This is a genomic window from Parolsenella sp. LCP21S3_E11 (assembly GCF_052118165.1).
Taxonomy (GTDB): domain Bacteria; phylum Actinomycetota; class Coriobacteriia; order Coriobacteriales; family Atopobiaceae; genus Parolsenella.
In genome coordinates, this window is the sequence record NZ_JBQKHS010000003.1 from 35,195 (window position 1) to 59,506 (window position 24,312).

A 24,312-nucleotide genomic window follows, 5' to 3' on the forward strand; every position below is an offset into this window, starting at 1 on the left:
CTCAAAACCACGCCCTCGCTATCGCGGCGGCAGACATCAGGAGGGCGCATGGCAGGCACGGCCTATTCGGCGGACATCCTTCTCAAGCTCCTCGCCATCGCTGCTGCGGGCACCCCCTACAACAACGACGCGATGCTGCGCCACCTCTTCGAGAACAAGGGCCGCCCCTTGCTCGACGCCTACGGAGAGCCCGTCCGCAGCAAGGATGATTCCGTCAATCTCGACCGCAACACCGAACGTGACTATATGTGCCTCATCGTCAACGAGGACCCCTTCAAGTACGTGAAGCGCACGAAGACCCAGTACCTGCCCCACACGAAGACGCCCCGTCTAAGCTATGACGACGTCCTCGCCGAGCAGGACGCCTGGTTCAACGAGAACGCCTACGCAACCGCTTTCCAGACGGTGTTGGGTAGCTTTGCCGATCAACGCAACCGCGCGAGCCGCCTCGGCAAAATCGCCGCCACGCTGGCGGAGCGCGGCATCGAACGCGACGATATCAACGAGGCGATTCGCCGTTGCAAGAACGCTGACGAGAAGACTGCAGGCCTGACGACGCTCGCCTTGGGCAGGCTCCTCTTCGCGCACGCAGAGCGCAAGCCCTCCGAGGAGCTGGAACCGCAGGCGAAGGGTGCCCCCGCAGCAAGCGATACCGGGAACGCAGACGCCAACGCACCGGCAGACTCCAACGCCACGCCGTCAGACGCGCCCTCGCTTCGCACGTTGCTAGCCCTGCTCGCGGGCGGCCCCTCCTCCCCTCTCGGCGTCCGCGCTTGGAGCGAGGAGGAGGCGCTCAACGTCCTCCTCCCGGCGGCGCTGATCAAGGCGCTGCCCGCCGATGAAGACGGCCGCGAGCGAACGCTCTCCGGGACCCTCTCGCCCATCGAGCGCCAGGCGGCACGCGATGTACTCACGGCATCGAATGGCCTCGGCCTCGCCCGATGGCGCGAGCAGCTCGCGACGCTTCCCGGGACTGATCCCGACGCGACGTGGATCCTGCTCGCAGACCTTAAGTCATCAACGAGTGGCGAGCTCAAACGGGCCATTTTTGCCATCTCGCGCGCATCGACAGACGACGCTCCGCTCGCACTCGAACTTCTGCTCGCCCTCACGCTTCTCGGCACGGCGTCGTTCGAGGGACTCCCGAAGATCGTCCAGATCAACCTCTAGCAAGCGCACGCTTTACTCCACAGGCCGCACGCCCGCACGAACCGCGCAACTCGCACCCGCACGAACCGCGCCACAGACGCAACCCGCACCGCAAGCACACAGTCACGTTCCTCCCACCCGCAAAGAAGGGAACCACATGCTCGAAGAAGACAAGATGTCCTACGACGAGACCGACGTTGACAGCCAGAACGCCGCCGAGCAGGACTGCGAGTCCGAGGAAGAAGACGGCAGCTGGTACGGAGGGCTCCCCATCGTGTCGACCACGGAGGCCCTCTCCCTCGTCGAGGGGGCAAACTCCGGCGGACTGAGGCGCTCCATCGCCGACCTCGTCCTCAACTTCGACGACATCTCGGTTGACAGCGTCAGCCTGCACAACCTCACGAACGTCTTCCTCACGAGCCATGACTTCGAGTACGCCCTCAACCTCGCGAAGCTCGGCCTTGACCGCTTCCCGAGGTCCGTCACCCATCTGGCGGACGCCGTCCAGGCCTGCGCCAGGCTCGGCCTCATCGAGGAGGGCATGGCGTTCGTCAACCAGGCGCTCGAGATTCGCATGGATCGCTGGGACTGGTACCTCGTCGTTTGGGTCGCGTCCTTCTTCAAGTACGCGCTCGACTCCCTCCCCGATGACGAGTGCGAGGCGCTCGTCTCGAAGGCCGTCGACATCCTCAACTCCTACGAGGCATGCCACGCCTTCGACGAACGCGTGCGCAACCAGAAGGCGGAGGTCCTCGCTGCCGCCAACCACATGGCCGAGGCGGCCGAGGAGCTCGAAGACGCGATCTTCTCGCCCCAGCGCACGCCCATCGACAAGAGCATGACCCTCATGCCCGCCTCCCAGTGTTGCATGACCTACCTGCAGCTCTTTGGCTCGACGGTTGCCGCGAGGAAGATCGGCGACGTCGCCAGGCGCGGATACGCCAGCCTCGCGCAGAACCATCAGAGCGCAAGCGCCAGCGCGTTTCTCCTCTACGAGGCCTTCGCACTCGACTCCGAGATATCGAACCAGCGCGAATACGCGGACGGCTTTGGCAACGAGACCAAGGTGACGCAGCTGCTCGACGCCTACGAGATCGCCTACCGACAGGCTGACGACGAGGAGACGCGTGAGCTCATCCGCCAGCGTTTCGACGTCGCCTGCAGCAGGGCGCATCTGAAAAGCCGCACGCTCGAGTAGCGCGACAAGCGGGGGGCAGTCCCGCGCACGAAGGGTCGCCCCGTAAGTAGCCAACGCTCGCCCGCGTGGCGCAGATCGCACTCCGGCGCCGCGCGAAAAACCGAATCCCCAATCAATCCCTGAAGCGGCCCCCGGCATACCCCCGGGGGCCGTTGTCGTCTCGGTCATTGTGTTTGTCAGCAACCGGGCGGCCGGTCCGGCAGGACGGCGGCCCATCCAACCGGGTAGCCAGCCCAACAGATGGCTGCCCACCCGAGAGAAGGGACAACACATGGACTTCGGCAAGATCGACGAGCTCTTTAGTACCAGCAACGGCAACGAAAACGGCGAGCGTCCGGTATCCAACCCCGACATCAGCCCCACGGAAGATCCCGTGGCCTGGATTCGCAACGTCCTCTCTGAGAACGAGGAGTTCACCTTCTACCCGACGGGAGAGAACCGCTGGTCAGCCCACGAGAACCAGCTCGGTAAGCCCGTGACCACGACCGTCTCGCTCGTGGATGGCATGGTCGAGGTCGAGGCGAGCGTGCCCATCGGCGTTAACGAGGAGAACGTCGCCGCTCTCCGCGCCTTCCAGATGCTCTGCCAGGCAAACTACAAGATTCGCGGCTTCAGGCGCGCCATGCCCGGCGAGCCCTTCGCCTCCGTCGTCCGTCACGCCGTCGCTGACGACCTCGATCTGGACCGCCTCATCACCGTCACGAACCACACCCTGTGCTCGTCCCTGCGCGACGCCATCGACATCCGCAACGGCGAGAAGAGCGTCCACGACGCCTGGCTCGAAAACACGAAGCGCCGTATGAAGTTTGCCTTCATGTCTGAGTTCTTCTCCGGCGATAGCGACTAGCCGGTCGCGAGAACGCTCGCGAGACCTGCCACGACGCCACGGCTCGGCGCAACACCCACAAGCATCCAAACGAAAGGACCACCATGCTCTGCGAGAATCCCAACTTCGACCGCCTCGGCTTCGCCTTCAACTGCACCGACTATGCCTTCGTCCCTTACGACAACGACAGCATGGGCACCCTGATCGAGCTCGACGGCGAGACCTATCCCGTCACCGTCAACGCCTATGACGACGGCGACAAGAAGGGCCAGCTCCACGTAGTCATGAACTTCCCGCAGGTAGTTCCCGGCACCAGCGCCATCGACCTGCTCTTCGCCATACAGGAGACGCCAGAGAACTTCGACTTCTCTGCCGATCCGGTCGACGGCGAGGTCCTCCTCACCAGCGCTCTCGAACACGACAGCACCGAAGAGCTCAAGTCCGTCATGGAGCGCCAGATCGCTGCCGCGCGCCGCCTCCTCCCCGTCATCAACCAGTACGTCGCCGTAGCGGCCGAGCGCGGCGAGAACGTCAACAACCCCTACAGCATCGACAACCTCATGGAGAAGGAGGACTAGCATGGCGGCCTACTACGGCGGCAGACTCAACTTCACGGAGGAGCAGTTCGAGGCAGTCCTCGACGCCCTCAACCTGCTCGCCTCAAAGAACTGCCCGCTCGTGGTGGGACATGCGGAGGTGGAGGGCGGACAGGCCGCCCTCCCGCTCGCCTTCAAGTGCCAAGGCAAGAAGAAGGGCCTCGTCCTTGGCGGCGATTGCCCCACCATCGAGGAGGTGGAGGAGGTCTTCAAGGGCGCCACGCTCGAGACGCGCCCCATCAACCCCAATGTCAAGGACAAGGCCTCCCTCGAGATCGCGCGCGAACTCGAGCTCGCGAAGGAGTGCCGCGCCATCTCGATGTCAGAGATTACGCCGGAAAACGAAGTGTTCTCCAAGCCCTTCTCGCGCCTTACGGGCATGGAGGAGCAGGTTCGCCGCGCCGTCGAGTGCATGCGCGCCGCGCAGGCATACGGCCGCGACGCCGTCTGCCTCCACACGATGCTGCTCGGCAACCCCGGGTCCGGCAAGACCACCTTCGCCCGCGAGCTGCATGAGTTCGGCCGCGCCGCGAAGGTGCTCGACGGCGAGTTCGTCGAGGCGCGTGCGGATGATCTCGTGGCCCGCTACGTAGGCCACACGGCGGGCCTCGTCCGCGCGGCATGGCAGCGCGCGCGAGGCGGCACGCTCTTCATCGACGAGGCCTACAAGCTCGCGGACACCGCCGAGTTTGGCCTCGAAGCCATCAACGCCCTCGTCGAGCTCATGGAGGCGGGACGCGGCGAGGTCGTCGTGGTGGCGGCGGGCTACCCCGCCCAGATGTCCCGATTCCTCGAGGTCAACCCGGGCCTCACCTCGCGTTTCTCCCTGCGCCTCAACTTCGACGACTATGACGCCGAGACCCTCGAGCACATCCTCGTCGACGTCTTCGCGCCCGAGCGCCACGTGACGGTCGCGGAAGACGCCCGTGAGCGCCTCTCCGGAGCCTGCCTCGCCCTCACCCGCGCGCCCGGTTACGCCAACGCCCGCAGCGCCAGGACCCTGTTCGAGCGCTGGCTCATCAAGCAGGCAACCCTCGGGGCTGGCGGCACGCTCACCGACGCCGCGCTCGAGGCGGCCCTCGCCGAGGACAATTTGGCAAGTCCGGGCAAGCACCCGATGGGTTTTGCGTAGTCGGGATGGCGAGACAGGCCGTGGGGCGCCATCCCAAGCGGCCCACGCAGCGGTAATGGTTATCATTGAGGATTGTTTGTCGCCATTCCGCCGATTGGACCTCCCTTGAAGTTCAGCACCTCTCGCGCAGCCCGCACGAGCCACTCCTCCGCCCGTCGTATGCCCGCCTCGAGACGCGCCACCGTTGCCGCGTTCGACGTCTGCTCCGCGCTCGCGGCATGCACCCTCGTCTGGCTCGTGCTCGCGACCCCCGCGCTCGCCTATGTCGACCCGAGCGTCATGACCTACACCATCCAGGCGCTCGCCGGCGTCGCCGTCGCGCTCTCCGCCGTTCTCGGTGTGGTGTGGCGTCGCGCCCGCCGCACGCTGCTGCGAGCCCTCCACGTCGACGAAAACACGGGCAAGTGCGTCGAGGCCGAGGCGCGCGCCTGCTCGGACCAGGCATCCCTCGCCTCCGCTGACGAACGCGCCCGTGCCATGCTCTCCGCGCGCGTCGAGCACCCCGCGCCCGCCCTCTCCTGGCGCGCTCGCCTCGTGCTCGCGCTCATCGTTTCGCTCTCGCTCACGTACTGTCTCTTCTTCGTGTCGCCCCTCGAGGTGGTCATCCCCGGCTTCCAGTCGCTCTCGTTCACCCTGGCCAACGTCTGGCTGCCGCTCATCGCGCTCGTGGCGCTGACGGGCGTGACACTCGCACTCGCCACCTCGCTTACCCGCGGCCGCGCGTTCGACGTCGTCCTCGCCATCGTGGCTGCCGTCTGCCTCTGTGCCCTGCTCCAGGAACTCGTGCTCAATAAGTCGCTTCCCTCGGCTGACGGCTCGCCCGTCGACTGGGCCGCCTATCACCGCAGGACGACGATCTCGAGCATCGCCTGGATCGTCATTCTCGCGGCAGCGGCGTTCCTCGCCTGGAAGCGACCCCTCGCAAGCCGCGTCACCGCCGTAACGTGTTGCCTCGTCATCGTCATCGCCCAGAGCGTCGCGCTCTGCGCCCTCGGCTTCCAGAACGCCGAGGCCCTAACTCGCCCGACGGTGACCAAGGAGGGCCTCACCACCGTCTCGACCAAGAGCAACGTCGTGGTGTTCGTACTTGACATGTTCGATACCAAGGACATGGACGATGTCATGGAGCAGTACCCTGACGCGGCGGATGACCTCGGTGGGTTCACCTGGTACCGCAACTCCCTCGGCTCCGTCATCCCCACGCGCTATGGCGTTCCCTTCATCGTCACCGGCCATGACTTCGACCCCTCGCTGGACGAGTTCACCACGGCGGACCTCGAGTCCTGGTTCTCGGACCGCAATCTCCTCGACGTCGCAGCCGATCAGGGATACTCCGTGGGCGTCTACTCGGACTCCGTGTCCTACGGCGCGAACGCCCTCGCGAGCAAGACGATGAACGTGCACACCGTCGAGCCCTACATCGCCAACTTCCTGAGCTGCGCCAAGGCCCTTGGCGGATGCGGCCTCTACCGTGATCTCCCCTACGCCCTGAAGCCGTTCCTCTGGTTCACGACGGACCAGCTCAACGAGGCCATCGCACCCACTGGCACTGAGTCCGCGGACAAGACGCCCTACGTCTTCGACGACAAGGGTATGCACGCGCTCTTCTCCGAGCCCTGCCTCACCGCCACCGACGATTCCGCCGGCGGCGCCTACCGCGTCATCCACTGCCAGGGCACCCACTGGCCCTACACGATGGACGAGAACGGCAACACCGTCACGACCACGCAGGACCACGCGTCCATGATCGCGCAGGGTCGTGGCTCGCTCGACATCGTCGAGGAGTACATCGAGCAGCTCAAGGAACTCGGCGTGTATGACCAGACCACCATCGTCATCACCGCGGACCACGGCGTCTGGCCCTGGGGCCACGAGGAGCTCACGAAGACCACCTCGCCGATTCTGCTCGTGAAGCCCGCCGGCGCGGATGCCTCACAGCCGCTGGCCATCAGCGAGGTCCCCACCGGCCACCTCGACCTGCCAGCCACGCTCGAGTGGGCCGTGGACGCCTGGGACGGGACCGACACGGACGGTGCCTGCGGAAACTCCTCCGTCCTCGCCGATAGCACGCCCGTCTTCATGGTCTCCGACGACCCGCGTCCCCGCTACTTCTTCTGGAACAACCACGACGGCAAACATGACCTGAACTTCCTCGAATACGAGGTCAACGGCGACGCCAACGACTTCTCTGACTGGAGACTTACCGGCCGTAGATGGAACGTTGACGTCGACGGGTACAATTAGCCGTCGGACGCACGAACCCCGCGCCCGCAACAACACGCAACCAATGGAGCACCCATGCGCAAGCCGCCAGTCCTAGCCATCGTCATCCCCTGCTACAACGAGGAGGAGGTCCTGCCGATCACGAGCGGCCTGTTCAAGGCCGAGCTCGAGGACCTCGTCGCCAAGGGCAAGGTCGACCCCGCGAGCCACGTCCTGCTCGTCAACGACGGCTCGAGGGACCGCACCTGGGAGCTCATCGAGGGCCTGGCGGCGTCCGACCCCGCGTTCCGGGGCTGCTCGCTCTCCCGCAACCGCGGCCACCAGAACGCCCTGCTCGGCGGCCTCATGGAGGCGCGCGGACATTGCGACGCCACCATCTCGATCGACTGCGACGGCCAGGACGACATCGCGACGATGGAGGCCATGGTCGACGCCTACCTCGACGGCTGCGACGTCGTCTACGGCGTCCGCTCGAGCCGCGAGACGGACACGTTCTTCAAGCGCTTCACGGCGCAGTCCTTCTACCGCCTGCTCTCCTCGATGGGCGTGGAGTGCGTCTACAACCACGCCGACTACCGCCTCCTGGGCGCCCGCGCCCTCGACGCGCTGGCGGAGTTCCGCGAGGTCAACCTGTTCCTGCGCGGCATGGTGCCGCTCGTGGGCTTCAAGAGCACGAGCGTCTACTACGAGCGCCACGAGCGCATGGCGGGCGAGTCGCACTACCCGCTCTCCAAGATGCTGGCGCTCGCGGTCAACGGCATCACGAGCCTTTCGGTCAAGCCCATCCGCCTGATCACGTGGACGGGCCTCGCCGTGGCCCTCGCGAGCCTCGTCGCCATCGTGTGGGTGCTCGTCGCGCACGCGGCAGGCGCCACCGTCGCCGGCTGGGCCTCCACCACCGCCGCGGTGTGCTTCATGGGCGGCGTCCAGATGCTGTCGCTCGGCGTGATCGGCGAGTACGTCGGCAAGATCTACCTCGAGAGCAAGCACAGGCCCCGCTACGTCATCTCCGAGCGCACCTGGGAGGACGAGGAGGAGTAGGGCGGACGCCAGGCAATCCAATAGCAGCAACGGCACACAAAAGAGCGCCCGTTGAACTCGGCTCTCCCATGAGATGCAAGTTCAGCGGACGCGTTGTATCTTGCGCTTTACGCTAGACCAAGACCGACTCGGGCAGACCCCTACTCCGCAGAGTCGCCGGCGTCGAGCCACTTCTTGCGCGAGACGAAGTTCCAGACCATGACGATCGCCGTCGCGACAAGTTTGGTAATGGTAACCATAAGCGCAGAATCTCCCAGCACGTTCACGCCAATCACCATGATGATCTCGTTGATGACGAGGCCAATCGCGGAGAGGACCACGAAGATCGTGAACTCGCGGCGACGGCTGATGTCGTCGCGGCGCGTGAAGACATAGTGCATGCTCGCCACGTAGTTGAACACCACGGACACGACGAACGAAATGCTCGCCGAAATGACCGGATCCATGCCGATGACCTGGGAGAGCAGCATGAGCACGCCGTAATCGATGAGGAACGCGATGGCTCCCACCACACCGAACTTAAGGAACTGCTCGATAAGACCCTTCATGTCACACTCCCAAATACGCATATCACTCGGTTTTTCATTCAAGAGGATAGCCCCGCGGCTCGCTGGTTCACATAATCTGGAGAAAAGCATCGGGTCATTGCGCCCGGCGCCCGCCGTTCTAGGCTTCCGTAGCTCTCGACATCAACTGAAGCGCCAACAGGAACATTTGAGCCACCAATACCTGCCCTTAAGCTCCCCAAGCAACGAAAAGGCGCGAAACGCCATGTTGACGTTCCGCGCCTTCTTGACAGTTCGCTCAACGAGCGGACGGATGGCAGCGTCTGCGCAGACTATGCCAGGAGCTGGGTCTTCGCGACCCCGGCGAGCTTGTCGTTAAGCGCCTTCGACTCCTCGCGCGTGGCACCGTTGCTGAACAGATAGGCCTTGATCTTCGGCTCGGTACCAGACGGGCGAACGATGACCTTGACGCCCTCGCCCAGCTGGAACTCGAGCACGTTGCTCTTGGGAAGCAGCTGCTTGGGGCAGCTACCATCGCCACCGGCAACGGCCATCTCGACGTCGGCCTTGTAGTCGACGAAGCCCTCGACGGACATGCCGGCGATCTCCGCAGGCGGGTTCTCGCGCAGGCCGCTCATGATGGCGGCCATCTTGTCCGCACCGGCGGCACCCGGGAAGCTCACGTTCACGACGCCGTTCAGGTAGTAGCCATACTCCTGGTAGAGGGCCTCCATGGCCTCGTACAGGTCCATGCCACGCTCGGCGTACCAAGCGGCCATCTCGCAGGTGAGCATGCTCGCCACGATGGCGTCCTTGTCGCGCGCGTGGAGACCAACGAGGTAGCCATAGCTCTCCTCGAAGCCCATGAGGAAGCGCTCGGGCTCGCCAGCCTCGACGAGCTGATCCATCTGGCCACCGATGTTCTTGAAGCCGGTCAGCACGCGACGGACCTCGAAGCCATAGTGCTTGGCCAGGGCATCCGGCATGGCGGTGGAGACGATCGTGGTGACGACGACCTTGCGGCTCACGTCCTCGCCCGCCTCGGCCTTCATGCGAGCGAGCCAGTCGATGAGAAGGATGCCCATCTCGTTGCCCGTGAGCAGCTTGTAGTCGCCGTCGTGCGGCACGGCGACGCCCATGCGGTCCGCGTCAGGGTCAGTCGCGAGCATGAGGTCAGGGTGGACCTTGTCGCAGAGCTCAAGACCCTTCTCGAGCGCCTCACGGAACTCGGGGTTGGGATAGGGACAGGTCGGGAAGTTGCCGTCCGGCTCGGCCTGCTCGGGAACCACGGTGACGTTGGTGATGCCAACGCGCGCGAGGATCTTGTTCATGCACTCGATGCCGGTGCCGTTAAGCGGCGTGTAGACAACGGAGAAATCCGGGTTGGGCTTGGCGCCGATGGACTGGGACGCGACGGCGTCGATGAAGCGGTCGAGGACCTCGTCCGGAGTCCACTCCACAAGGCCCTTGGCCACTGCCTCGTCGAAGTCCATGTGCTTCACGCCGGTGAAGATATCAGTCTCGTTGATGGTGTTCTGGATCTCGTCAGCAGCCTCGTTCGCGATCTGGCAGCCATCCTCGCCATAGACCTTGTAACCGTTGTACGGCGCCGGGTTGTGGCTGGCGGTGACGCAGATGCCTGCGGAGCACTTGAGGTCGCGCGTGGCGAAGGAGAGCGTCGGCACCGGCTCGATGCGCGGATAGACATAGGACTTGATGCCGTTGGCGGCGAGAACGCCGGCGGCGGCCTTCACGAAGTCCTCGCCCTTGTTGCGGGAATCGCGCGCGATGGCGACGGTGGGGTTCTCGTAGTGGGCGTTGAGGTACGTGGCGAGGCCCTGGCTGGCCTGCGACACGGTGTAGACGTTCATGCGGTTCGTACCAACGCCCAGCGTGCCGCGCAGACCCGCGGTGCCAAAGGCGAGGCTCCGGTAGAACGCATCCGAGAGCTTCTCGGGATCGGGATCTGCCATGAGCTCGTCGAGCTCGGCCGCGAGATCAGGCTCGGTGACGTTGTCCTTCCAAAGCTGCGCGGCGGCAGCAATCTTGTCGTCCATTGCGTGCTCCCCCTTTTTCTCGGCACACGACAGCGAAACCGTCGGGCGCTCGTTACTCATATGTTCAAGTGTATCCCGGCGAACTCCGCGCAGCCACATCTGTCGGCGGATGGGCGAAAAAGAGACCCGTAGCGCCGCTCTCGCGCCACGGGTCTCTCGTCTTACGTTCTTCGACTGCGCCGTGCCGTCACGAAGCGAACGCCAGCCCTCACGCGGAGCCGCGTCTTACGCAACCGGGCACGAAAGCCAAATACCGAGCTACTTGCCCTCGCGGATGGAAGCACCGAGGGATCCGCCCGGGTGCCACTTCACATACTGCTTCGGGTCGAGGCCGAAGTCCTCCTGGAGCAGGATGGACAGGCTCTGGAGCATGAGGATCTCGACGATGATGGAGGCACGGGGCGGCTTGTTCATCGGGTCGCCCTCCTCCTTCACGCCGGCGATGAGGGTGACGTCGCCCTCCTTGGCCAGCCAGCTGTCGGGGTTGCCGGTGAGGGAGATGATCTTCACGCCGTTGCCCTTGAGGCAGGTGACGGTGGCCTTGAGCTCGGAGGTGTTACCCGAGTTGGAGATGGCGATGACGACGTCGCCCGGCACGACCTGGCCAGCGGAGCCATGGACGCACTCGGTACCGTGGAGCTCGTAGGTGGGGGTACCAGTGGAGGAGAAGAGCGAGGCAGCATAGCCGGAGACGTGGCCGGGCTTGCCGATACCGGTGACGTGCAGGCGGCCACCCTTGGCCTCGGCGTCCTGGATCAGGCGCTTGGCAGCGGTGATGGAGTCGTAGTCGATGCTGTCAATGAAGGCCTTGACCTGCTCCTGCATGATGCCCAGGAAGACATCGACGCGGGCCTTGTCGTCGGCAGCGGAAGGCATGCCGTCATAGGCGTTGATGAACTCACCCATCTTCTGACCAATCTCCTCTTCGTTGGTGATATCAAAGATGCTCACGACGTGCGGGAACTTGCCCTCGATCTCCGAGGCGAGGTCGCTCATCGTAACGATGACGTCACCGTCGAAGCCGACGAGGTCGTCGAGCTTACCGTGGTTGACCTCAATCTTGTAGCCGCGCTTGGCACAGATCTGCTCGATCTTGGTCTGGAGCAGCATGCTGGAGCCAACGCCAGCACGGCAGACAACCAATGCCTTGACCATGCGAAACACCTCTCTGTCGCGTCCGTTGTCGTTGCGAAAGCGGTCACGCCCGCTTACTTAACAACTTAACTAACGTGCATATGATACTCGTACTTCTCGTTTTCAAGACAGATGGGAAACGGATTTTTCACAATTGGAAAGCGCGTGCGGGCGGGCGTGCCCCGACATGGCGAGCGCGGACGAAGGCGGACAGGCCCCATCGCAGCGACGCGGCGAGCGCAGATGAGCGCGAGCGGACCCCCGACTCGGCAACATGATGAGCGCGGGTGTGCCCCGGCTCAGTTAGCTCCGCCGCGGCGACGTGACGAGGGCCAGACAGTTGTATCTTGGGCGGTAGCACGCACGATAGCACGCAGAACCCAAGCGAAAGGGAATCGTATGAGGACGAACATCGAAGGCGAGCGAGCACTGGTCACGGGAGCGGGCACGGGCATTGGTGCCGCGATCGCCAAGAGGCTGGCGGCGCTCGGCTGCACCGTCACGGTCGTGGGCCGCACCGAGGCGCGCCTGGTCGAGACGGCGAGGGCGTGCGACGAGGCAGCGGCTGAGGCGGGCTTCGACACCCACGCCGTCGTCCACGCCTGCGACCTCAAGGACGAGGCGTCCATCCTCGCCCTCGTCGAAGCGCTCAAGGGGCAGGGCGGCCTTGATATCCTCGTGAACAACGCGGCCGTCGTCCAGGCAGGCCCGCTCGAGGACGTCGCCACGAACGAGTTTGACGCCGTCATGGCGACGAACGTCCGTGCGCCGTTTATCCTTATGCGCGAGACGCTCCCGCTCCTCCGCGCCTCAAAGGCGGCGGAGATCGTGAACATCTGCTCGGTCGTCGCACATGAGGGCTACCCCAACCAGAGCGCCTACGTCGCCAGCAAGCACGCGCTGTACGGTCTCTCGAAGTCCTTCGCGAACGAGGTGTACGATGACGGCGTCCGCGTCCACGTCATCGCACCTGGCGGAGTCCTCACGGACATGGTCGCCATCACGCGCCCGGACCTCGTCGGCACGCCGATGATTGTGCCAGACGACATGGCGGACGCGGTCGAGTACCTGCTCTGCCACCGCACTGACGCCGTCTGCGACGAGATTCGCCTCCATCGCGTCACGAAGGCGCCGTTTTAGGCGATCGGACGCGGTAGCCAGTGCCTTTCGCCGCGCTTCTCGCACAAGACGGTCACGGCCATGCAAGACGAGTGTTCGTTAATACGAACGATGTTCCATTTTGCTACCGCTCACCCAATTGATGCGCTAGAAGCACTTGACGCTGGGTATCCTTTTTGCTTGAAAAGCACGGCATACGGCCGGGCGCGCTGACCCGCGGCAAGGGGGCTTGCTCCGGATCACCAACACCCTAGGAGGGTAAATATGGCAGTCAATCGCTTCGTCCTCAACAACATCTCCTACCACGGCGCGGGCGCCATCAAGGAGATTCCCGGCGAGATTCAGCGTCGCGGCTACAAGAAGGCCTTCGTCTGCTCCGACCCCGACCTCGTGAAGTTCGGCGTCACCGCCAAGGTCACCGACCAGCTCGATGCCGCCGGCATCCCCTGGACCCTCTACAGTGAGATCAAGCCCAACCCCACCATCCAGAACGTCAAGGACGGTGTTGAGGCCTTCAAGGCTTCCGGTGCTGACATGATGATCGCCATCGGCGGTGGCTCCTCCATGGACACCTGCAAGGGCATCGGCATCATCGTCGAGAACCCCGAGTTCGCCGATGTCGTCTCCCTCGAGGGCGTCGCTGACACCAAGAAGCACGCCACCTTCACCATCGCCGTTCCCACCACCGCTGGCACCGCTGCCGAGGTCACGATCAACTACGTCATCACTGACCCGGAGAAGGTCCGCAAGTTCGTCTGCGTCGACGTCAACGACATCCCCGACGTCGCCGTCGTCGACCCTGAAATGATGGCCACCATGCCCGCCGGCCTCACCGCCGCCACCGGCATGGACGCCCTCACCCACGCCATCGAGGGCTACACCACCAAGGGTGCCTGGGAGCTCTCTGACATGTTCCACTTCAAGGCCATCCAGCTCATCTCCCAGAACCTCCGCGACGCCGTCGCCGAGGCCAAGAGCGGCAAGCCGGGCAGCGGCCGCGAGGGCATGGCCCTTGGCCAGTACGTCGCCGGCATGGGCTTCTCCAACGTGGGCCTGGGCATCGACCACTCCATGGCGCACACCCTCTCCGCGCACTATGACACCCCGCACGGCGTCGCCTGCGCCATGCTCCTCCCGATCGCGATGGAGTTCAACAAGCCCGTCGTGACCAAGCGCCTGGCTGAGGTCGCCGTCGCCATGGGCGTCGACACCACCGGCATGAGCGATGACGAGGCCGCCGACGCCGCCATCGCCGCCGTCAAGCAGCTCTCCGCCGACGTCAACATCCCGCACGTCTGCGAGGCCATGAAGGCCGACGAGATTGACCAGCTCGCCACCGACGCCATGGCTGACGCCTGCTTCCCGGGCAACCCGCGTGAGGCCAACCACGACGACGTCGTCGCCCTCTTCAAGAAGATCTGCCCGAGCGCCTAGTAGCCACTCGCAGATTCTGAGCGCACATGGGCTCGTCGCCATCCGGCGGCGGGCCCTTTTCTTGTGGCGAGGCAGCGCCCGCGCAACAAGCCAAGTGCCCACCAGAAGGAGGTCAACGCCCGCGCGACTGGTCAAGTGCCCCCAACAGGAGGTCAACGTCCGCGCGGCAAGCCAACCGTCCGCCGATGGTGCCGACATCCCGTCCATCGAATTCGAACCCCTCGCGTATGCTTGAGTCAGATTCCGGGCGCGCTTGCTAAGACTCGATAAAAGAGCTGGTAGGGCGCTCGTGCACCCTAACATCCAGGTCGACTCCCCCAGGGGAAGAGAGGAGCTCACCATGCAGTACAACATCATCGGAGGGACCTTCCCGGTCGTCACGTGCACTCTCGCGGACGGCGAGTCCATGATCACCGAGGGCGGCTCCATGGTCTGGATGACGCCCAACATGGAGATGAGCACCACGGGCGGCGGCCTCGGCAAGATGTTCTCGAAGGCCGTTTCCGGCGAAAACCTGTTCCAGAACATCTGGACCGCTCGCGGCAACGCGATGATCGCCTTCGGCTCGAGCTTCCCCGGTCGCATCATGCCAATCCAGATTGCCCCCGGTCAGAGTTGGATCCTCCAGAAGCGGGCGTTCCTGGCCGCAGAGCGCGGCGTCGAGCTCAGCGTCCACTTCAACAAGAGCGCCAAGACCGGCATCTTCGGCGGCGAGGGCTTCGTCATGCAGAGGCTCACCGGCAACGGCATCGCCTTCGCGGAGATTGACGGTGACCTGGTCGAGTACCAGCTCGCAGCCGGTCAGCAGATGGTCGTCGACACCGGCAACGTCGCCGGCTTCGAGGAGAGTGTTTCCATCGAGGCGCAGATGGTCAAGGGCGCCAAAAACATCCTCCTCGGCGGCGAGGGCATGTTCAACACCGTGCTCACCGGCCCGGGTCGCATCTGGCTCCAGACGATGCCCATTTCCGGCCTCGCCGCGGCAATCGCTCCGATGGTCTCAAGCGGAAACTAGCGGACGGAACCGCTGCCAACGCGCGATGACGACGGCAGCGCCAACAACGGTACAGGGCACCACATAAAAGGGAGGACCGACGCGGACGCCACGTCGGCCCTCCTCATGTTTTAACGCGCCGTCTCGCGTCTCGTCGCGCTATTCACTCCGCGTTCTCTCGCGTTTCGACATCCTATTCGTTCCGCGCCTTCTCGAAGGCGGCAAGGAGCTTCTCCTCGAGTTCCGGCATGGACACGATGTTGTCGAGCTCGATGACGCGGGGCTTGTCCTTCAGGAACGGCGCGAGGTCGCTCCCCACCACGTAGAGGTCGACCGGCACCATGGAGATCTCGGACACGGAGACGTGATCGACGCTCACGCCCTCGATGCCATGCTTCTTGAGCAGGCTCTGCACGTTGAGCTGCACCATGAAGGAGCTGCCCACGCCTCCGCCGCAGCAACACATGATCGACTTGATCTCCATGTCACCCTCCCTGAAAAAAGGCGCGCCAGCCATGTGGCCAGCGCGTCTGATCTTTCCTATGCGTCTTGGCGCCTAGTCAAGATAATAGTGGCCGAGCGCATCGGCGCCGAGGATGGCGTCGGCGACCATGTCGGGCGTCACGTCGAACGGCATGTTGCCCATGGTGTCGCCCGACGCGCACGCGGCCTCGGCAACGGGCATGATCTTCTCGCGCGTGACCTCCTCGACGCCCAGTTCCTCGAGCGTCACCGGCAGGCCGACCTCGATGCAGAAGCCGAGGACCTCCTCAAGCTGGTCCATGTCGGCGTCCGCGAGGACGAGCTGCGCGAGCGTGCCGAAGGCGACCTTCTCGCCGTGGTACATGCCGTGGCACTCCGGCAGGAGCGTGAGGCCGTTGTGGATGGCGTGCGCGGCGGCGAGGCCCGAGCTCTCGAAGCCGATACCGGAGAGCAGCGTGTTCGCCTCGATGACGTGCTCGACGGCGGGCGTGAGGGCACCGGCCTCGAGGGCGACCTTGGCCTTCACGCCGTCCTCCATGAGGGTGTCATAGCAAAGGCGCGCGAGGGAGAGGGCAGCAAGGCCACCCTTGCCGCCAGCGCAGGTATCGCCGTCGGCGTCGTGCGTGGCCTGGGCCTCGAAGTAGGTTGCCAGCGCGTCGCCCATACCGGAGACCGTGAGGCGCACGGGGCTCGCGGCAATGACCGTGGTGTCCATGAGGACGATGTTGGGGTTGGCCGGGAGGAACAGGTAGCGGTCGAACTGGCCGTCATCCGTGTAGAGGACGGAGAGGGCGCTGCACGGAGCGTCCGAGCTGGCGATCGTGGGGCAGATCACCACGGGAACGCCGAGGTAGTAGGCCGTGGCCTTGGCAGTGTCGAGCGTCTTGCCACCGCCGATACCCACCACGACGTCACAGCCATTGGCACGGGCGACCTCGACGAGGCGGTTGACCTCGCCCTCGGAGCACTCGCCGTTGAAGTCCTCGTAGACGGCCTCGGCGTCGACGCCCTCGAAGCTGCCGGCGACCTTGTCACCCACGCGCTTGACGCCGGAGGGCGTGTTGATGACGAGGGCCTTCTTGCCGAGCGGCGCCACGTACGTGCCGAGCTTCGCAAGCTCGTTCGGGCCCTGGATGTACTTGCTGGGACTATTGAAAATCTTGGACATGTATCCTCCTTTGTTTGCGCTCACAATTCCTATTAACTTTACAGGAGATACCGGCAGGAAAAGGCAGGCCTTCGGCAAGCGTTGGGTACGCTCTCGGTAGGCGCGTGACCTACGCGCGACGCCCGCGAGCGACGGAGAGGCCCACGGCAGCGATGGCTACCGCGAACAGCAGCGTAATCCCCACGCTCGTGAAATAGGAGCCCATGACGGCAGGCGTGAGCGCCCCGGCGTCGAGCACGGCGGCAATCGCTTGGTTGGTCCAGAACGTCGGCGCGAAATGGGCTACCGCGGCAACGCCCGCACCCATGAACGACAGCGGGATCCAGGCGCCGCCCAAGAAGCTCATCACCATACCAAAGATGTTGCCAACGGCATTGAGCACCTCCTCGCGTGCGCCAAAGCTCGTGCAGAGGTACGCAATGGACAGGGGCACGAGGCCAAACACGAAGTTGGCGACAAACGCAAGGGCAACGTGCGACGCGGGCAGAACGGCAATGTAGGAGCGCAGGGCGACAACGCCCACGAGGCTGCTCAGGGCGCACACCGCGAGCGTCAAGACGAGGCAGCTCGCAAACACGGCGGCATCACGCGCGGCGGGGCTCTGCGGGCCCGCCCCCAGGCGCCGCTCGAGCTCGGGCCGCGACATCGCCGAGAACACGAGCCCTGCGCATACGATGACGGAGGATGTGATCGCATACGAGCCGAACTGCAGGTAGAGCTTGACGCTATCCGCCGCAGCGCCGCCTGAGGACGGGGCGGCGCGAACCTCTACGTCGGCTCGCTCGGCGGCCGCGGAGAGTGCCATGGCTGCCACTTCCTCGAGTCCAGCTCCCCGGTCAAGCGCCGCAGCAGACCCCGCCAGCGTTGAGAAGCGCGCCGCCTCGACACCAGAAAGCGCAGAAGCCTGCGTGCTCACGCCATAGGCCTCCTCGATCTGGGGAAGGTCATCCCCGGCGCGAGCGGCACGGATGAGCTCGTCCCCAAAGCCTTCGGGCACGACGAAGACGCAATCCGCCCGGCCAGTCGCGATGGCATCCTGGAGCTCGCGGGACTCGTCCGCAACGTCGACAAGCGTATACAGATCGCCCATGTGCCGGGCGAACGCCTGCGAAAGCGGAGAGCCGTCGCGGTCCACAATGGCGACTTCGGCCGCATAGGGCTCGTACTCCGCGGGCTCCGAAGAGGCGGACGCCGAGCTCGCGAGCACGATGAAAGCCCCCATGAGCGAGATAACGAGGGCATATATCGTAAGGTAGAGCGGGTGAGCGGCGACTACGCGCAGCGCGGCCTTAAAGGTGCTCATAACGCTGCCTCCTAAAGACAAGGGTGGCGACGGCGAGAAGCGCGAGGGCAAACGCGACGCACGCGGCGGCGCGCGCAAAGAAGGGCGTCAGGTCCTCGTAGAAATAGAGGCTCGTGAACATGTCCGATATGAGCTTGGAGGGATTGAGCCATGCCTCGGCGGGGAACGCGCGCGCCACCTCGTCCGCGAGGGCCATGGCAGGCATGCCGTAGAGACCCGCAAACAGGGCGCCCAAGCATGTCAGCAAGGTGAGAAGCCCGTCTCGCGGACCCTTGCCTCCACGCAGGGGCAGCACCGCCACAAACATGCCAAGGCATATCGAGAGGAACGACGCCGCGGCGATGCCGAGAAGAGCGAGCCCCTCTCGCCCGGCAAAGTCGACGCCCGCGACGAAGCGCACGAAGGCAAAGACCAGCGTCAGGTTGACAAGAGCCATGACCCAACAGGCAGCGAGCGTCGATGCGAGGGTGGCGAGGCGGCTCTGACCTCCCACGCAGCGCCTCGCGCCCAGCGGCGAGAGGTCGCCTGCGGCGTCGACCGTCGCCCCCATTGCGACCTGAGCCGCAAACAGAGCCGCCATACCCAGGAGGGCATAGTAGTAGCGCACCGTGTAATCGGGTGTCGAGCGCGTGAGGGAGATGCGCTTGACCTCGCCCGATATGCCAAGGATGTCCTGGATGGAGCTCGGATCGGCAACAAGGCCAGGATCGTTCTCGAAGGCGGCTTCCACGAGCGCCGAAGTCTGGGTGTATGAGCTCGCGATCGTCTCCAGAATCGAGCGGTTGACGCTCTTCTCGGCGGTGCCGTCGGTGTTCGAGGACCCAGCGCCCAGGATGACCTTGGGACTTCCATAGGCCTCGAGATCCGGGTCGGCCGAGTAGACACCAAACACCTCGCCCGAATCGAGAAGGCGCTCGCCCTCCTCGACGGAGGAGACGGGACGGACGTCGAGCAGGCGGTCATCGCCCTCGGCACCCAGCGCGTTCACGACCTGCGAGAAGCCCGAGGTCTCCCATGCATCGTCCTCGACCACGGCGACCGGCACGGGGTCCACGCTCTGGGAGTTCTTGAGGTTCGAGAACATGAAGATGAACATCGTCGAGAGGATGATGGGAAAGAGCAAGGTCCAGATCCACATGCTTGGCTTGCGAATGCTCGCCAGGATGGTCGCCTTTATCGTCGATAGCATCACGGCCTCCTAATCGCGCAGCTCGCGGCCGGTGATTTCGAGGAAGACGTCGTTGAGCGTCGGGGGCTCGGAGTAGATGCGGCCAAGTGCCACGCCCCGCGCCCGGAGCGCATCGAGGATATCCGTGAGATTGTGGGGGTACGCCTCGCAGGAGCAAGTGAGCGCGCCGGCGGCGTAGCTCGCGGAAAGCACGTGCGGCAGCCCCCGGACGCTGGCGAGGACGTCATCGGCGAGCTCGGCCGCCTCGATCACGACCTTCTCCCCCATCGAGATCATGCGTTTGAGCTCGTCGTTCGTGCCCTCGGCGAGGGTACGGCCGCCGTCCATGATCATGATGCGGGAGCAGATCTGCTCAACCTCCTCCATGTAGTGGCTCGTGTAGACCACCGTGGCGCCCTCGTCGCGCAGGCGGCAGATACCGTCGAGAATCGAGTTCCTGCTCTGGGGGTCCACGGCGACCGTGGGCTCGTCGAAGAAGATGAGCTCGGGCTTGTGGGCGATGCCACAGGCGATGTTCAGGCGCCTGGCGAGGCCGCCGGAGAGCTTGCCGGGGCGGAACTTGGCGTAGTCGCCAAGGCCGACGAACTCGATTGCCTCGTCCACGAGGGCGCGACGACGGGCGCGGTCTGCCACGTAAAGGCTGCAGAAGTAGTCGATGTTCTCTCGCACCGTAAGCTCGTCAAAGACGGCAACCTGCTGCGGCACCACGCCGATCCTGCGCTTGAGGTCATAGCGCGTGGGTTCAATGGGCTCGCCGAAGAGCTCAATTTGGCCCTTGTCGTAGGTCAGCAGCTGCAGGATGCAGTTGATCGACGTGGTCTTGCCGCTGCCATTGGGGCCAAGGAGACCAAATATCTCGCCTTTGGCGATGCGGAGGTTGAAGTGGTCGAGCGCGAGAAGATCGCCATAGCGCTTGACGAGATTCTCGACGCGAACGATGTCGCTCATCAGTTCACCCTTCGGACGGTTTTTCCATTGCCTGCATCGTACGGCCAGCCCCGCCCACGCAACAGTGATAATTGTCACCACCCGCAAGAGTTGACAAAGGGAGTTGACAAAGGGACAGTCCCTTTGTCAACTATCCGACCTGCAAAACCTGCAAAAGGGACAGTCCCTTTTTTCAGGTTTTGCCGGATTCCTCTCGCAGGAGTTTTGTCACGAGGGGCGCTTGGAAAGACGCGCGCTCTACGCACACGCATACAATGGGCCCATGAACAGGCTATTCGACAAGCTCATCGTGCTCACCTGTTGCCTCGTCGGCGCCTCGCGGCTGCCAGTTGACGCGGCGCTGGTGGCTTCGCTTTGCCTCTCCATCGCCTCGAGCACGTGCGTCGAAACGCTACGCAATAGCGCCCAGCTGCGCGGAAGCGAGATTGCATCGCTCGCGTTCATCGCCGCCTCGATCTTCGTGCCCGCGCTCGTCCCCTTCGCCCCGCTCGCGCTCTACGATGCCGCGCGGGGGTTCGACCGCGAGAGCCCCTCGTCGTTGCTTGGACGTGTGGCGCTCTTCATGGTCGCGCTCGCCGCGCACCTTTGCTCGGGCAACCTGTCGGCAGAGACGATCATGCTCTCCACCGTGTTCGCGTTCGCCGCGACGTTGCTCTCCGTCCGCACCACGCAGGTCGAGCGCGAGTACGCTCGCAACGCCACCGTTCGTGACGACCTTCAGGAGCGCACGCTACTGCTGGAGGCAAAAAACCGCGACCTCCTCGAGCGACAGGACTACGAGGTGCAGGTGGCGACCCTCGCCGAGCGTGCCCGCATCGCCCGCGAGATCCACGACAGCGTTGGCCACCAACTCACGCGCGCCAAGCTCCAGACGGATGCACTGGCAATCGTCCACGAGGCGGATCCCACCGCGGCAGCAGACTTCCAGAGCGTCGGCCGCGCCGTGGACGAGGCCCTCTCGCTTGTCCGTGCGAGCGTGCATGACCTCCACGACGATTCGTTTGACCTTGGGCTTCAGGCCCATAAGGCAGCCGACGCCATCATGCGCGGCTCGAGCGTAAGAGTGGCGGTCGAGGTCTCCTGTGAACACGTGCCCGCAAACGTGGGGGCTTGCCTTCTCGCCGTGATGCGCGAGGCCATGTCGAACGCGCTGCGCCATGGTCGCGCAGGAAGGATCGAGGTTCGCTGCCTCGAGCACCCGGCGCTGTGGCAGCTGTCCGTGCTTGACGACGGAGGGGCGAGGGACGGTATGGCAGCGAGCGACATGGCAGCGGGCGCCGCCGGGACAGACGCGTCGACAGGCGACAGGCATGGCACATCGGCGGATGACGGGCATGGTGCATCGTCAGATCCGGCGGCGTTTTCTGGCCAATTCCACATGAGCGACGGCATGGGCCTCGCATCCATGCGCGAGCGCGTCGAGGCGCTCGGCGGGTCCTTCTCGGCAGGACCGAGACGCGACTCAACCGGCTGGCGTGTGTTCGCATCAATTCCCAAGGAGAGGACTGACGCAGCATGAGGATCATCATCGTCGACGACGACAAGCTGGTCTGCGATTCGCTCAAGATCATCCTGGGCGCGCAGCCCGGTATCGAAGTGGTGGGCCTTGGGTCATCCGGCGATGACGCCGTGAGGCTGTTCCGCGAGATTGCACCCGACGTGGCACTGCTCGACATTCAGATGCCAGGACGCGACGGTCTCTCCGCCGCTCGCGAGATCCTTGCCGAGGACCCGGCGGCGCGTGTCGTCTTTCTCACTACCTTCTCGGATGACGAGTATATCGTCGCGGCTTTGAAGCTTGGTGCGCGTGGGTACCTCATCAAGACGGATGTGCGGGCCATCCCACCGGCGCTCACCCAAGTCATGGAGGGCAAGCGCGTGCTCGAGGGAAAGCCCGCAGACAGCGTGGATTTCTCCGTTGGCGTCGAGGAGGCAGAGTCGCACGAACGGACCGGCGCCTTCGTCGCGCTCACTGACCGCGAGTTCGAGGTGGTTCGCCTGATTGCCGAAGGTCTCGACAACAAGGAAATCGCCGCCACCGCCTACATGGGCGAAGGCACGGTACGCAACCACATCAGCTCGATCCTCGCCAAGCTGGGTCTGCGCAACCGCACGCAGATCGCGATCGCGTACCTGAAGGCGTAAGCGCGACGCGCCCGCCGGAACCCGCCTCTTGCCCGCCGGAACCCGCCTCTTGCCCGCCGGAACCCGCCTCTTGCCCGCCGGAACCCGCCTCTTGCCCGCCGGAACCCGCCTCTTGTAAGGGATTGGCGGCAGAAACGGGCCCAATTCCTTACAAGAGGCGGGTTTGGCGAAGGTGGGCTTGGTGAGCAAAAGAAAACAGGCCAGAGGTTTTGGCCTCCGACCTGCATCTTTTCTGGTGGCGGGGAAGGGAATCGAACCCCTGACACGGGGATTTTCAGTTCTATTTTCCTGGGAAACCTTGAAGCACGCGTTTGGACAGGTTTCTCACGTTTCAGCTGGTAGGCATAGACATTTATGGACTATGATGGACAGGGATGAAGCAGAGTCACAAATTGATTTTTCCCCGATTTTTCCCCGGATTTTTCCCCTAAGCGCATCATCAGCAAGGAGGAGCCATGTTCTATACGTCTGCGGGGCTTGAAGAGCGCGACGGCTCATATCGCGGATATCTCACCTACAAGAAGGATGGAAAGTGGCACAAGCGCAGGAAGTCCCTTGGGACGAAGAGCAAGGCGGAGGCCAAACGCCTCCTATCGACGTGGCGTGCCGAGATGGAGAACCAGGCGGAGATAGACGCCAAGCGTGGGCCGTCCGCCACGTCAATGGCGAAGCGCCCCGTGGCCGATTGCGTGGACGCCTACATATCCGAGCAAGAGGCCAACAGGACCGTTGAGGCATCGACCATCAAGGGATACCGGGCGACCGCCAAGTTCATCCGCGAGGCGTTCGCGAGCATCCCCCTGGAGAAGCTAACGGCGGAGCAGGTCAGGGATTGGGAATCGAGCCTCACCGGGCGCGGACTCTCCTCCTCAACCGTTGGCAAGTGCCACAGGCTGCTCAAGATGGTCGTTCAGGACGCCGTGAACATCCGCGCGATCGACTGGAACCCGGTCAGCGCCGTCAAGCCGCCAAAGCGCGAGAAGGTCCACAAGGGAATCAACGCGTTGGACGCTGAGGGGCGCTCTAAGGTCCTCACGGCCCTGGACGCCATGGACCTTACCCCCGTCACCGTGGCGGCGCGAATCGCCCTCTATACCGGGCTCAGAGAAGGCGAGATATGCGGCCTACAGTGGCGCGACATCGACCTGGAGGCACGGACCCTATGGGTGAGGCGGGCCATAGGCGAGGGCGTGGGCGGCTGCTACGAGAAGGAGCCTAAGACCGATAAGACGCGAGACGTGGCGCTCCCCGACACGCTCGCCGACCTTCTCGCCGCCTGGAGGCGTCAGCAACGCGTGACGTTCGCCGAGGCAGGGGCGCTCCTCGACGGGTCTTCATACATCCTGGGCGACGCCATCGGCTTCATGAATCCGAGGACCCTGGGGCGCGGATGGGCAACGCTCGCCAAGGCTATGGGCGTGAAGGGCACGGAGGGGCGCATCCCGACGTTCCATGATCTCAGGCACACGTGGGCGACGCTGTACCTAGCGGCGGGCGGAGACGTGAAGACCGCAGCGAGTAATCTGGGACACGCCAACGTGGCAATGACGCTCAACGTGTACGCGAGCGCCGACCCCCACGCCAAGCGCGAGGCCGCGCGGCTCACGGAGGTAGCCATGAAGAGGCGACCCGCCGAGGTCCTGCGCTTCAACGGGACGGAGGGCTAG

Annotated in this window: 21 protein-coding genes; 13 read left to right on the forward strand and 8 right to left on the reverse strand. The window is 64.4% G+C overall.

The annotated features are described in order from the left end of the window. The first annotated feature begins 48 nt into the window (after nucleotides 1–48). The 7 genes from ACTQ1Z_RS04435 to ACTQ1Z_RS04465 all read left to right on the forward strand — a co-directional run bounded on the left by ACTQ1Z_RS04435 (nucleotide 49) and on the right by ACTQ1Z_RS04465 (nucleotide 8,165). A complete protein-coding gene (locus tag ACTQ1Z_RS04435) occupies nucleotides 49–1,170 on the forward strand; it encodes a hypothetical protein (protein WP_441859048.1) in 1,122 nt (373 codons plus the stop codon). A gap of 136 nt (nucleotides 1,171–1,306) precedes the next feature. Next, nucleotides 1,307–2,347 carry a hypothetical protein gene (locus ACTQ1Z_RS04440; protein ID WP_441859050.1) on the forward strand — a complete coding sequence of 347 codons (1,041 nt, stop codon included), beginning with the start codon at nucleotides 1,307–1,309 and terminating at the stop codon, nucleotides 2,345–2,347. 271 nt (nucleotides 2,348–2,618) lie between these two features. Then, nucleotides 2,619–3,194: a hypothetical protein gene (locus ACTQ1Z_RS04445; RefSeq protein ID WP_441859052.1), complete on the forward strand. Its 576-nt coding sequence runs from the start codon at nucleotides 2,619–2,621 to the stop codon at nucleotides 3,192–3,194. Between the two features lie 83 nt (nucleotides 3,195–3,277). After that, nucleotides 3,278–3,751: a hypothetical protein gene (locus tag ACTQ1Z_RS04450; RefSeq protein ID WP_441859054.1), complete on the forward strand. Its 474-nt coding sequence runs from the start codon at nucleotides 3,278–3,280 to the stop codon at nucleotides 3,749–3,751. 1 nt (nucleotide 3,752) lies between these two features. Next, nucleotides 3,753–4,901, forward strand: a complete 1,149-nt coding sequence (locus ACTQ1Z_RS04455; protein ID WP_441859056.1) for an AAA family ATPase — start codon at nucleotides 3,753–3,755, stop codon at nucleotides 4,899–4,901. A gap of 105 nt (nucleotides 4,902–5,006) precedes the next feature. Then, nucleotides 5,007–7,145 (forward strand): hypothetical protein, encoded by a 2,139-nt coding sequence (locus tag ACTQ1Z_RS04460; protein ID WP_441859058.1) that lies wholly within the window; start codon nucleotides 5,007–5,009, stop codon nucleotides 7,143–7,145. A gap of 54 nt (nucleotides 7,146–7,199) precedes the next feature. Next, entirely contained in the window at nucleotides 7,200–8,165 is a 966-nt protein-coding gene (locus ACTQ1Z_RS04465; protein WP_441859060.1) for a glycosyltransferase family 2 protein, read from the forward strand. A 140-nt stretch (nucleotides 8,166–8,305) separates the two neighbouring features. Here the strand turns inward: ACTQ1Z_RS04465 and ACTQ1Z_RS04470 are convergent, their stop codons facing one another. The 3 genes from ACTQ1Z_RS04470 to ACTQ1Z_RS04480 all read right to left on the reverse strand — a co-directional run bounded on the left by ACTQ1Z_RS04470 (nucleotide 8,306) and on the right by ACTQ1Z_RS04480 (nucleotide 11,883). Then, on the reverse strand, nucleotides 8,306–8,713 hold the full coding sequence (locus ACTQ1Z_RS04470) for a GtrA family protein (RefSeq protein WP_441859062.1): 408 nt from the start codon (nucleotides 8,711–8,713) through the stop codon (nucleotides 8,306–8,308). Nucleotides 8,714–9,003: 290 nt separating this feature from the next. Next, the gene (locus ACTQ1Z_RS04475; protein ID WP_441859064.1) at nucleotides 9,004–10,728 is read right to left on the reverse strand and encodes a phospho-sugar mutase; all 1,725 of its coding nucleotides are present in this window, start codon (nucleotides 10,726–10,728) and stop codon (nucleotides 9,004–9,006) included. A 258-nt stretch (nucleotides 10,729–10,986) separates the two neighbouring features. Beyond that, nucleotides 10,987–11,883, reverse strand: a complete 897-nt coding sequence (locus ACTQ1Z_RS04480) for an SIS domain-containing protein (protein WP_441859066.1) — start codon at nucleotides 11,881–11,883, stop codon at nucleotides 10,987–10,989. 378 nt (nucleotides 11,884–12,261) lie between these two features. On the opposite strand from ACTQ1Z_RS04480, the gene ACTQ1Z_RS04485 reads away from it, so the two are divergent. The 3 genes from ACTQ1Z_RS04485 (at nucleotide 12,262) to ACTQ1Z_RS04495 (ending at nucleotide 15,430) form a co-directional block, all read left to right on the forward strand. Continuing rightward, nucleotides 12,262–13,002: an SDR family NAD(P)-dependent oxidoreductase gene (locus ACTQ1Z_RS04485; RefSeq protein WP_441859068.1), complete on the forward strand. Its 741-nt coding sequence runs from the start codon at nucleotides 12,262–12,264 to the stop codon at nucleotides 13,000–13,002. Nucleotides 13,003–13,245: 243 nt separating this feature from the next. After that, nucleotides 13,246–14,415, forward strand: coding sequence for a lactaldehyde reductase (gene fucO, locus ACTQ1Z_RS04490; protein WP_330027452.1), 1,170 nt, complete (start codon nucleotides 13,246–13,248; stop codon nucleotides 14,413–14,415). Between the two features lie 340 nt (nucleotides 14,416–14,755). After that, nucleotides 14,756–15,430: a TIGR00266 family protein gene (locus tag ACTQ1Z_RS04495; protein WP_441859070.1), complete on the forward strand. Its 675-nt coding sequence runs from the start codon at nucleotides 14,756–14,758 to the stop codon at nucleotides 15,428–15,430. Between the two features lie 172 nt (nucleotides 15,431–15,602). On the opposite strand, the gene ACTQ1Z_RS04500 is transcribed toward ACTQ1Z_RS04495, so the two are convergent. From ACTQ1Z_RS04500 to ACTQ1Z_RS04520, 5 genes are all read right to left on the reverse strand, one after another. Then, entirely contained in the window at nucleotides 15,603–15,893 is a 291-nt protein-coding gene (locus ACTQ1Z_RS04500; protein ID WP_293835524.1) for a PTS sugar transporter subunit IIB, read from the reverse strand. A gap of 72 nt (nucleotides 15,894–15,965) precedes the next feature. Next, entirely contained in the window at nucleotides 15,966–17,060 is a 1,095-nt protein-coding gene (locus ACTQ1Z_RS04505) for a glycerol dehydrogenase (RefSeq protein WP_441859072.1), read from the reverse strand. Nucleotides 17,061–17,169: 109 nt separating this feature from the next. After that, a complete protein-coding gene (locus ACTQ1Z_RS04510) occupies nucleotides 17,170–18,363 on the reverse strand; it encodes an ABC transporter permease (protein ID WP_441859074.1) in 1,194 nt (397 codons plus the stop codon). Further along, a complete protein-coding gene (locus tag ACTQ1Z_RS04515) occupies nucleotides 18,350–19,552 on the reverse strand; it encodes an ABC transporter permease (protein WP_441859076.1) in 1,203 nt (400 codons plus the stop codon). The genes ACTQ1Z_RS04510 and ACTQ1Z_RS04515 overlap by 14 nt, the downstream gene beginning before the upstream one ends. A gap of 9 nt (nucleotides 19,553–19,561) precedes the next feature. Next, complete coding sequence (locus ACTQ1Z_RS04520) at nucleotides 19,562–20,500, reverse strand: ABC transporter ATP-binding protein (RefSeq protein ID WP_320680313.1); 939 nt, start codon at nucleotides 20,498–20,500, stop codon at nucleotides 19,562–19,564. Nucleotides 20,501–20,762: 262 nt separating this feature from the next. Between ACTQ1Z_RS04520 and ACTQ1Z_RS04525 the strand changes: the two genes are divergently transcribed. The 3 genes from ACTQ1Z_RS04525 (at nucleotide 20,763) to ACTQ1Z_RS04535 (ending at nucleotide 24,312) form a co-directional block, all read left to right on the forward strand. Next, entirely contained in the window at nucleotides 20,763–22,019 is a 1,257-nt protein-coding gene (locus ACTQ1Z_RS04525; protein WP_441859078.1) for a sensor histidine kinase, read from the forward strand. Further along, nucleotides 22,016–22,645, forward strand: coding sequence for a response regulator (locus ACTQ1Z_RS04530; protein ID WP_441859080.1), 630 nt, complete (start codon nucleotides 22,016–22,018; stop codon nucleotides 22,643–22,645). The genes ACTQ1Z_RS04525 and ACTQ1Z_RS04530 overlap by 4 nt, the downstream gene beginning before the upstream one ends. Before the next feature lie 455 nt (nucleotides 22,646–23,100). Beyond that, on the forward strand, nucleotides 23,101–24,312 hold the full coding sequence (locus ACTQ1Z_RS04535; protein ID WP_441859082.1) for a tyrosine-type recombinase/integrase: 1,212 nt from the start codon (nucleotides 23,101–23,103) through the stop codon (nucleotides 24,310–24,312).

Coding starts and splice junctions, on each gene's coding strand:
- ACTQ1Z_RS04435 (WP_441859048.1), top strand. CDS start 49: ATGGCAGGCACGGCCTATTCGGCGGACATCCTTCTCAAGCTCCTCGCC.
- ACTQ1Z_RS04440 (WP_441859050.1), top strand. CDS start 1,307: ATGCTCGAAGAAGACAAGATGTCCTACGACGAGACCGACGTTGACAGC.
- ACTQ1Z_RS04445 (WP_441859052.1), top strand. CDS start 2,619: ATGGACTTCGGCAAGATCGACGAGCTCTTTAGTACCAGCAACGGCAAC.
- ACTQ1Z_RS04450 (WP_441859054.1), top strand. CDS start 3,278: ATGCTCTGCGAGAATCCCAACTTCGACCGCCTCGGCTTCGCCTTCAAC.
- ACTQ1Z_RS04455 (WP_441859056.1), top strand. CDS start 3,753: ATGGCGGCCTACTACGGCGGCAGACTCAACTTCACGGAGGAGCAGTTC.
- ACTQ1Z_RS04465 (WP_441859060.1), top strand. CDS start 7,200: ATGCGCAAGCCGCCAGTCCTAGCCATCGTCATCCCCTGCTACAACGAG.
- ACTQ1Z_RS04470 (WP_441859062.1), bottom strand. CDS start 8,713: ATGAAGGGTCTTATCGAGCAGTTCCTTAAGTTCGGTGTGGTGGGAGCC.
- ACTQ1Z_RS04475 (WP_441859064.1), bottom strand. CDS start 10,728: ATGGACGACAAGATTGCTGCCGCCGCGCAGCTTTGGAAGGACAACGTC.
- ACTQ1Z_RS04480 (WP_441859066.1), bottom strand. CDS start 11,883: ATGGTCAAGGCATTGGTTGTCTGCCGTGCTGGCGTTGGCTCCAGCATG.
- ACTQ1Z_RS04485 (WP_441859068.1), top strand. CDS start 12,262: ATGAGGACGAACATCGAAGGCGAGCGAGCACTGGTCACGGGAGCGGGC.
- fucO (WP_330027452.1), top strand. CDS start 13,246: ATGGCAGTCAATCGCTTCGTCCTCAACAACATCTCCTACCACGGCGCG.
- ACTQ1Z_RS04495 (WP_441859070.1), top strand. CDS start 14,756: ATGCAGTACAACATCATCGGAGGGACCTTCCCGGTCGTCACGTGCACT.
- ACTQ1Z_RS04500 (WP_293835524.1), bottom strand. CDS start 15,893: ATGGAGATCAAGTCGATCATGTGTTGCTGCGGCGGAGGCGTGGGCAGC.
- ACTQ1Z_RS04505 (WP_441859072.1), bottom strand. CDS start 17,060: ATGTCCAAGATTTTCAATAGTCCCAGCAAGTACATCCAGGGCCCGAAC.
- ACTQ1Z_RS04510 (WP_441859074.1), bottom strand. CDS start 18,363: ATGAGCACCTTTAAGGCCGCGCTGCGCGTAGTCGCCGCTCACCCGCTC.
- ACTQ1Z_RS04515 (WP_441859076.1), bottom strand. CDS start 19,552: ATGCTATCGACGATAAAGGCGACCATCCTGGCGAGCATTCGCAAGCCA.
- ACTQ1Z_RS04520 (WP_320680313.1), bottom strand. CDS start 20,500: ATGAGCGACATCGTTCGCGTCGAGAATCTCGTCAAGCGCTATGGCGAT.
- ACTQ1Z_RS04525 (WP_441859078.1), top strand. CDS start 20,763: ATGAACAGGCTATTCGACAAGCTCATCGTGCTCACCTGTTGCCTCGTC.
- ACTQ1Z_RS04530 (WP_441859080.1), top strand. CDS start 22,016: ATGAGGATCATCATCGTCGACGACGACAAGCTGGTCTGCGATTCGCTC.
- ACTQ1Z_RS04535 (WP_441859082.1), top strand. CDS start 23,101: ATGTTCTATACGTCTGCGGGGCTTGAAGAGCGCGACGGCTCATATCGC.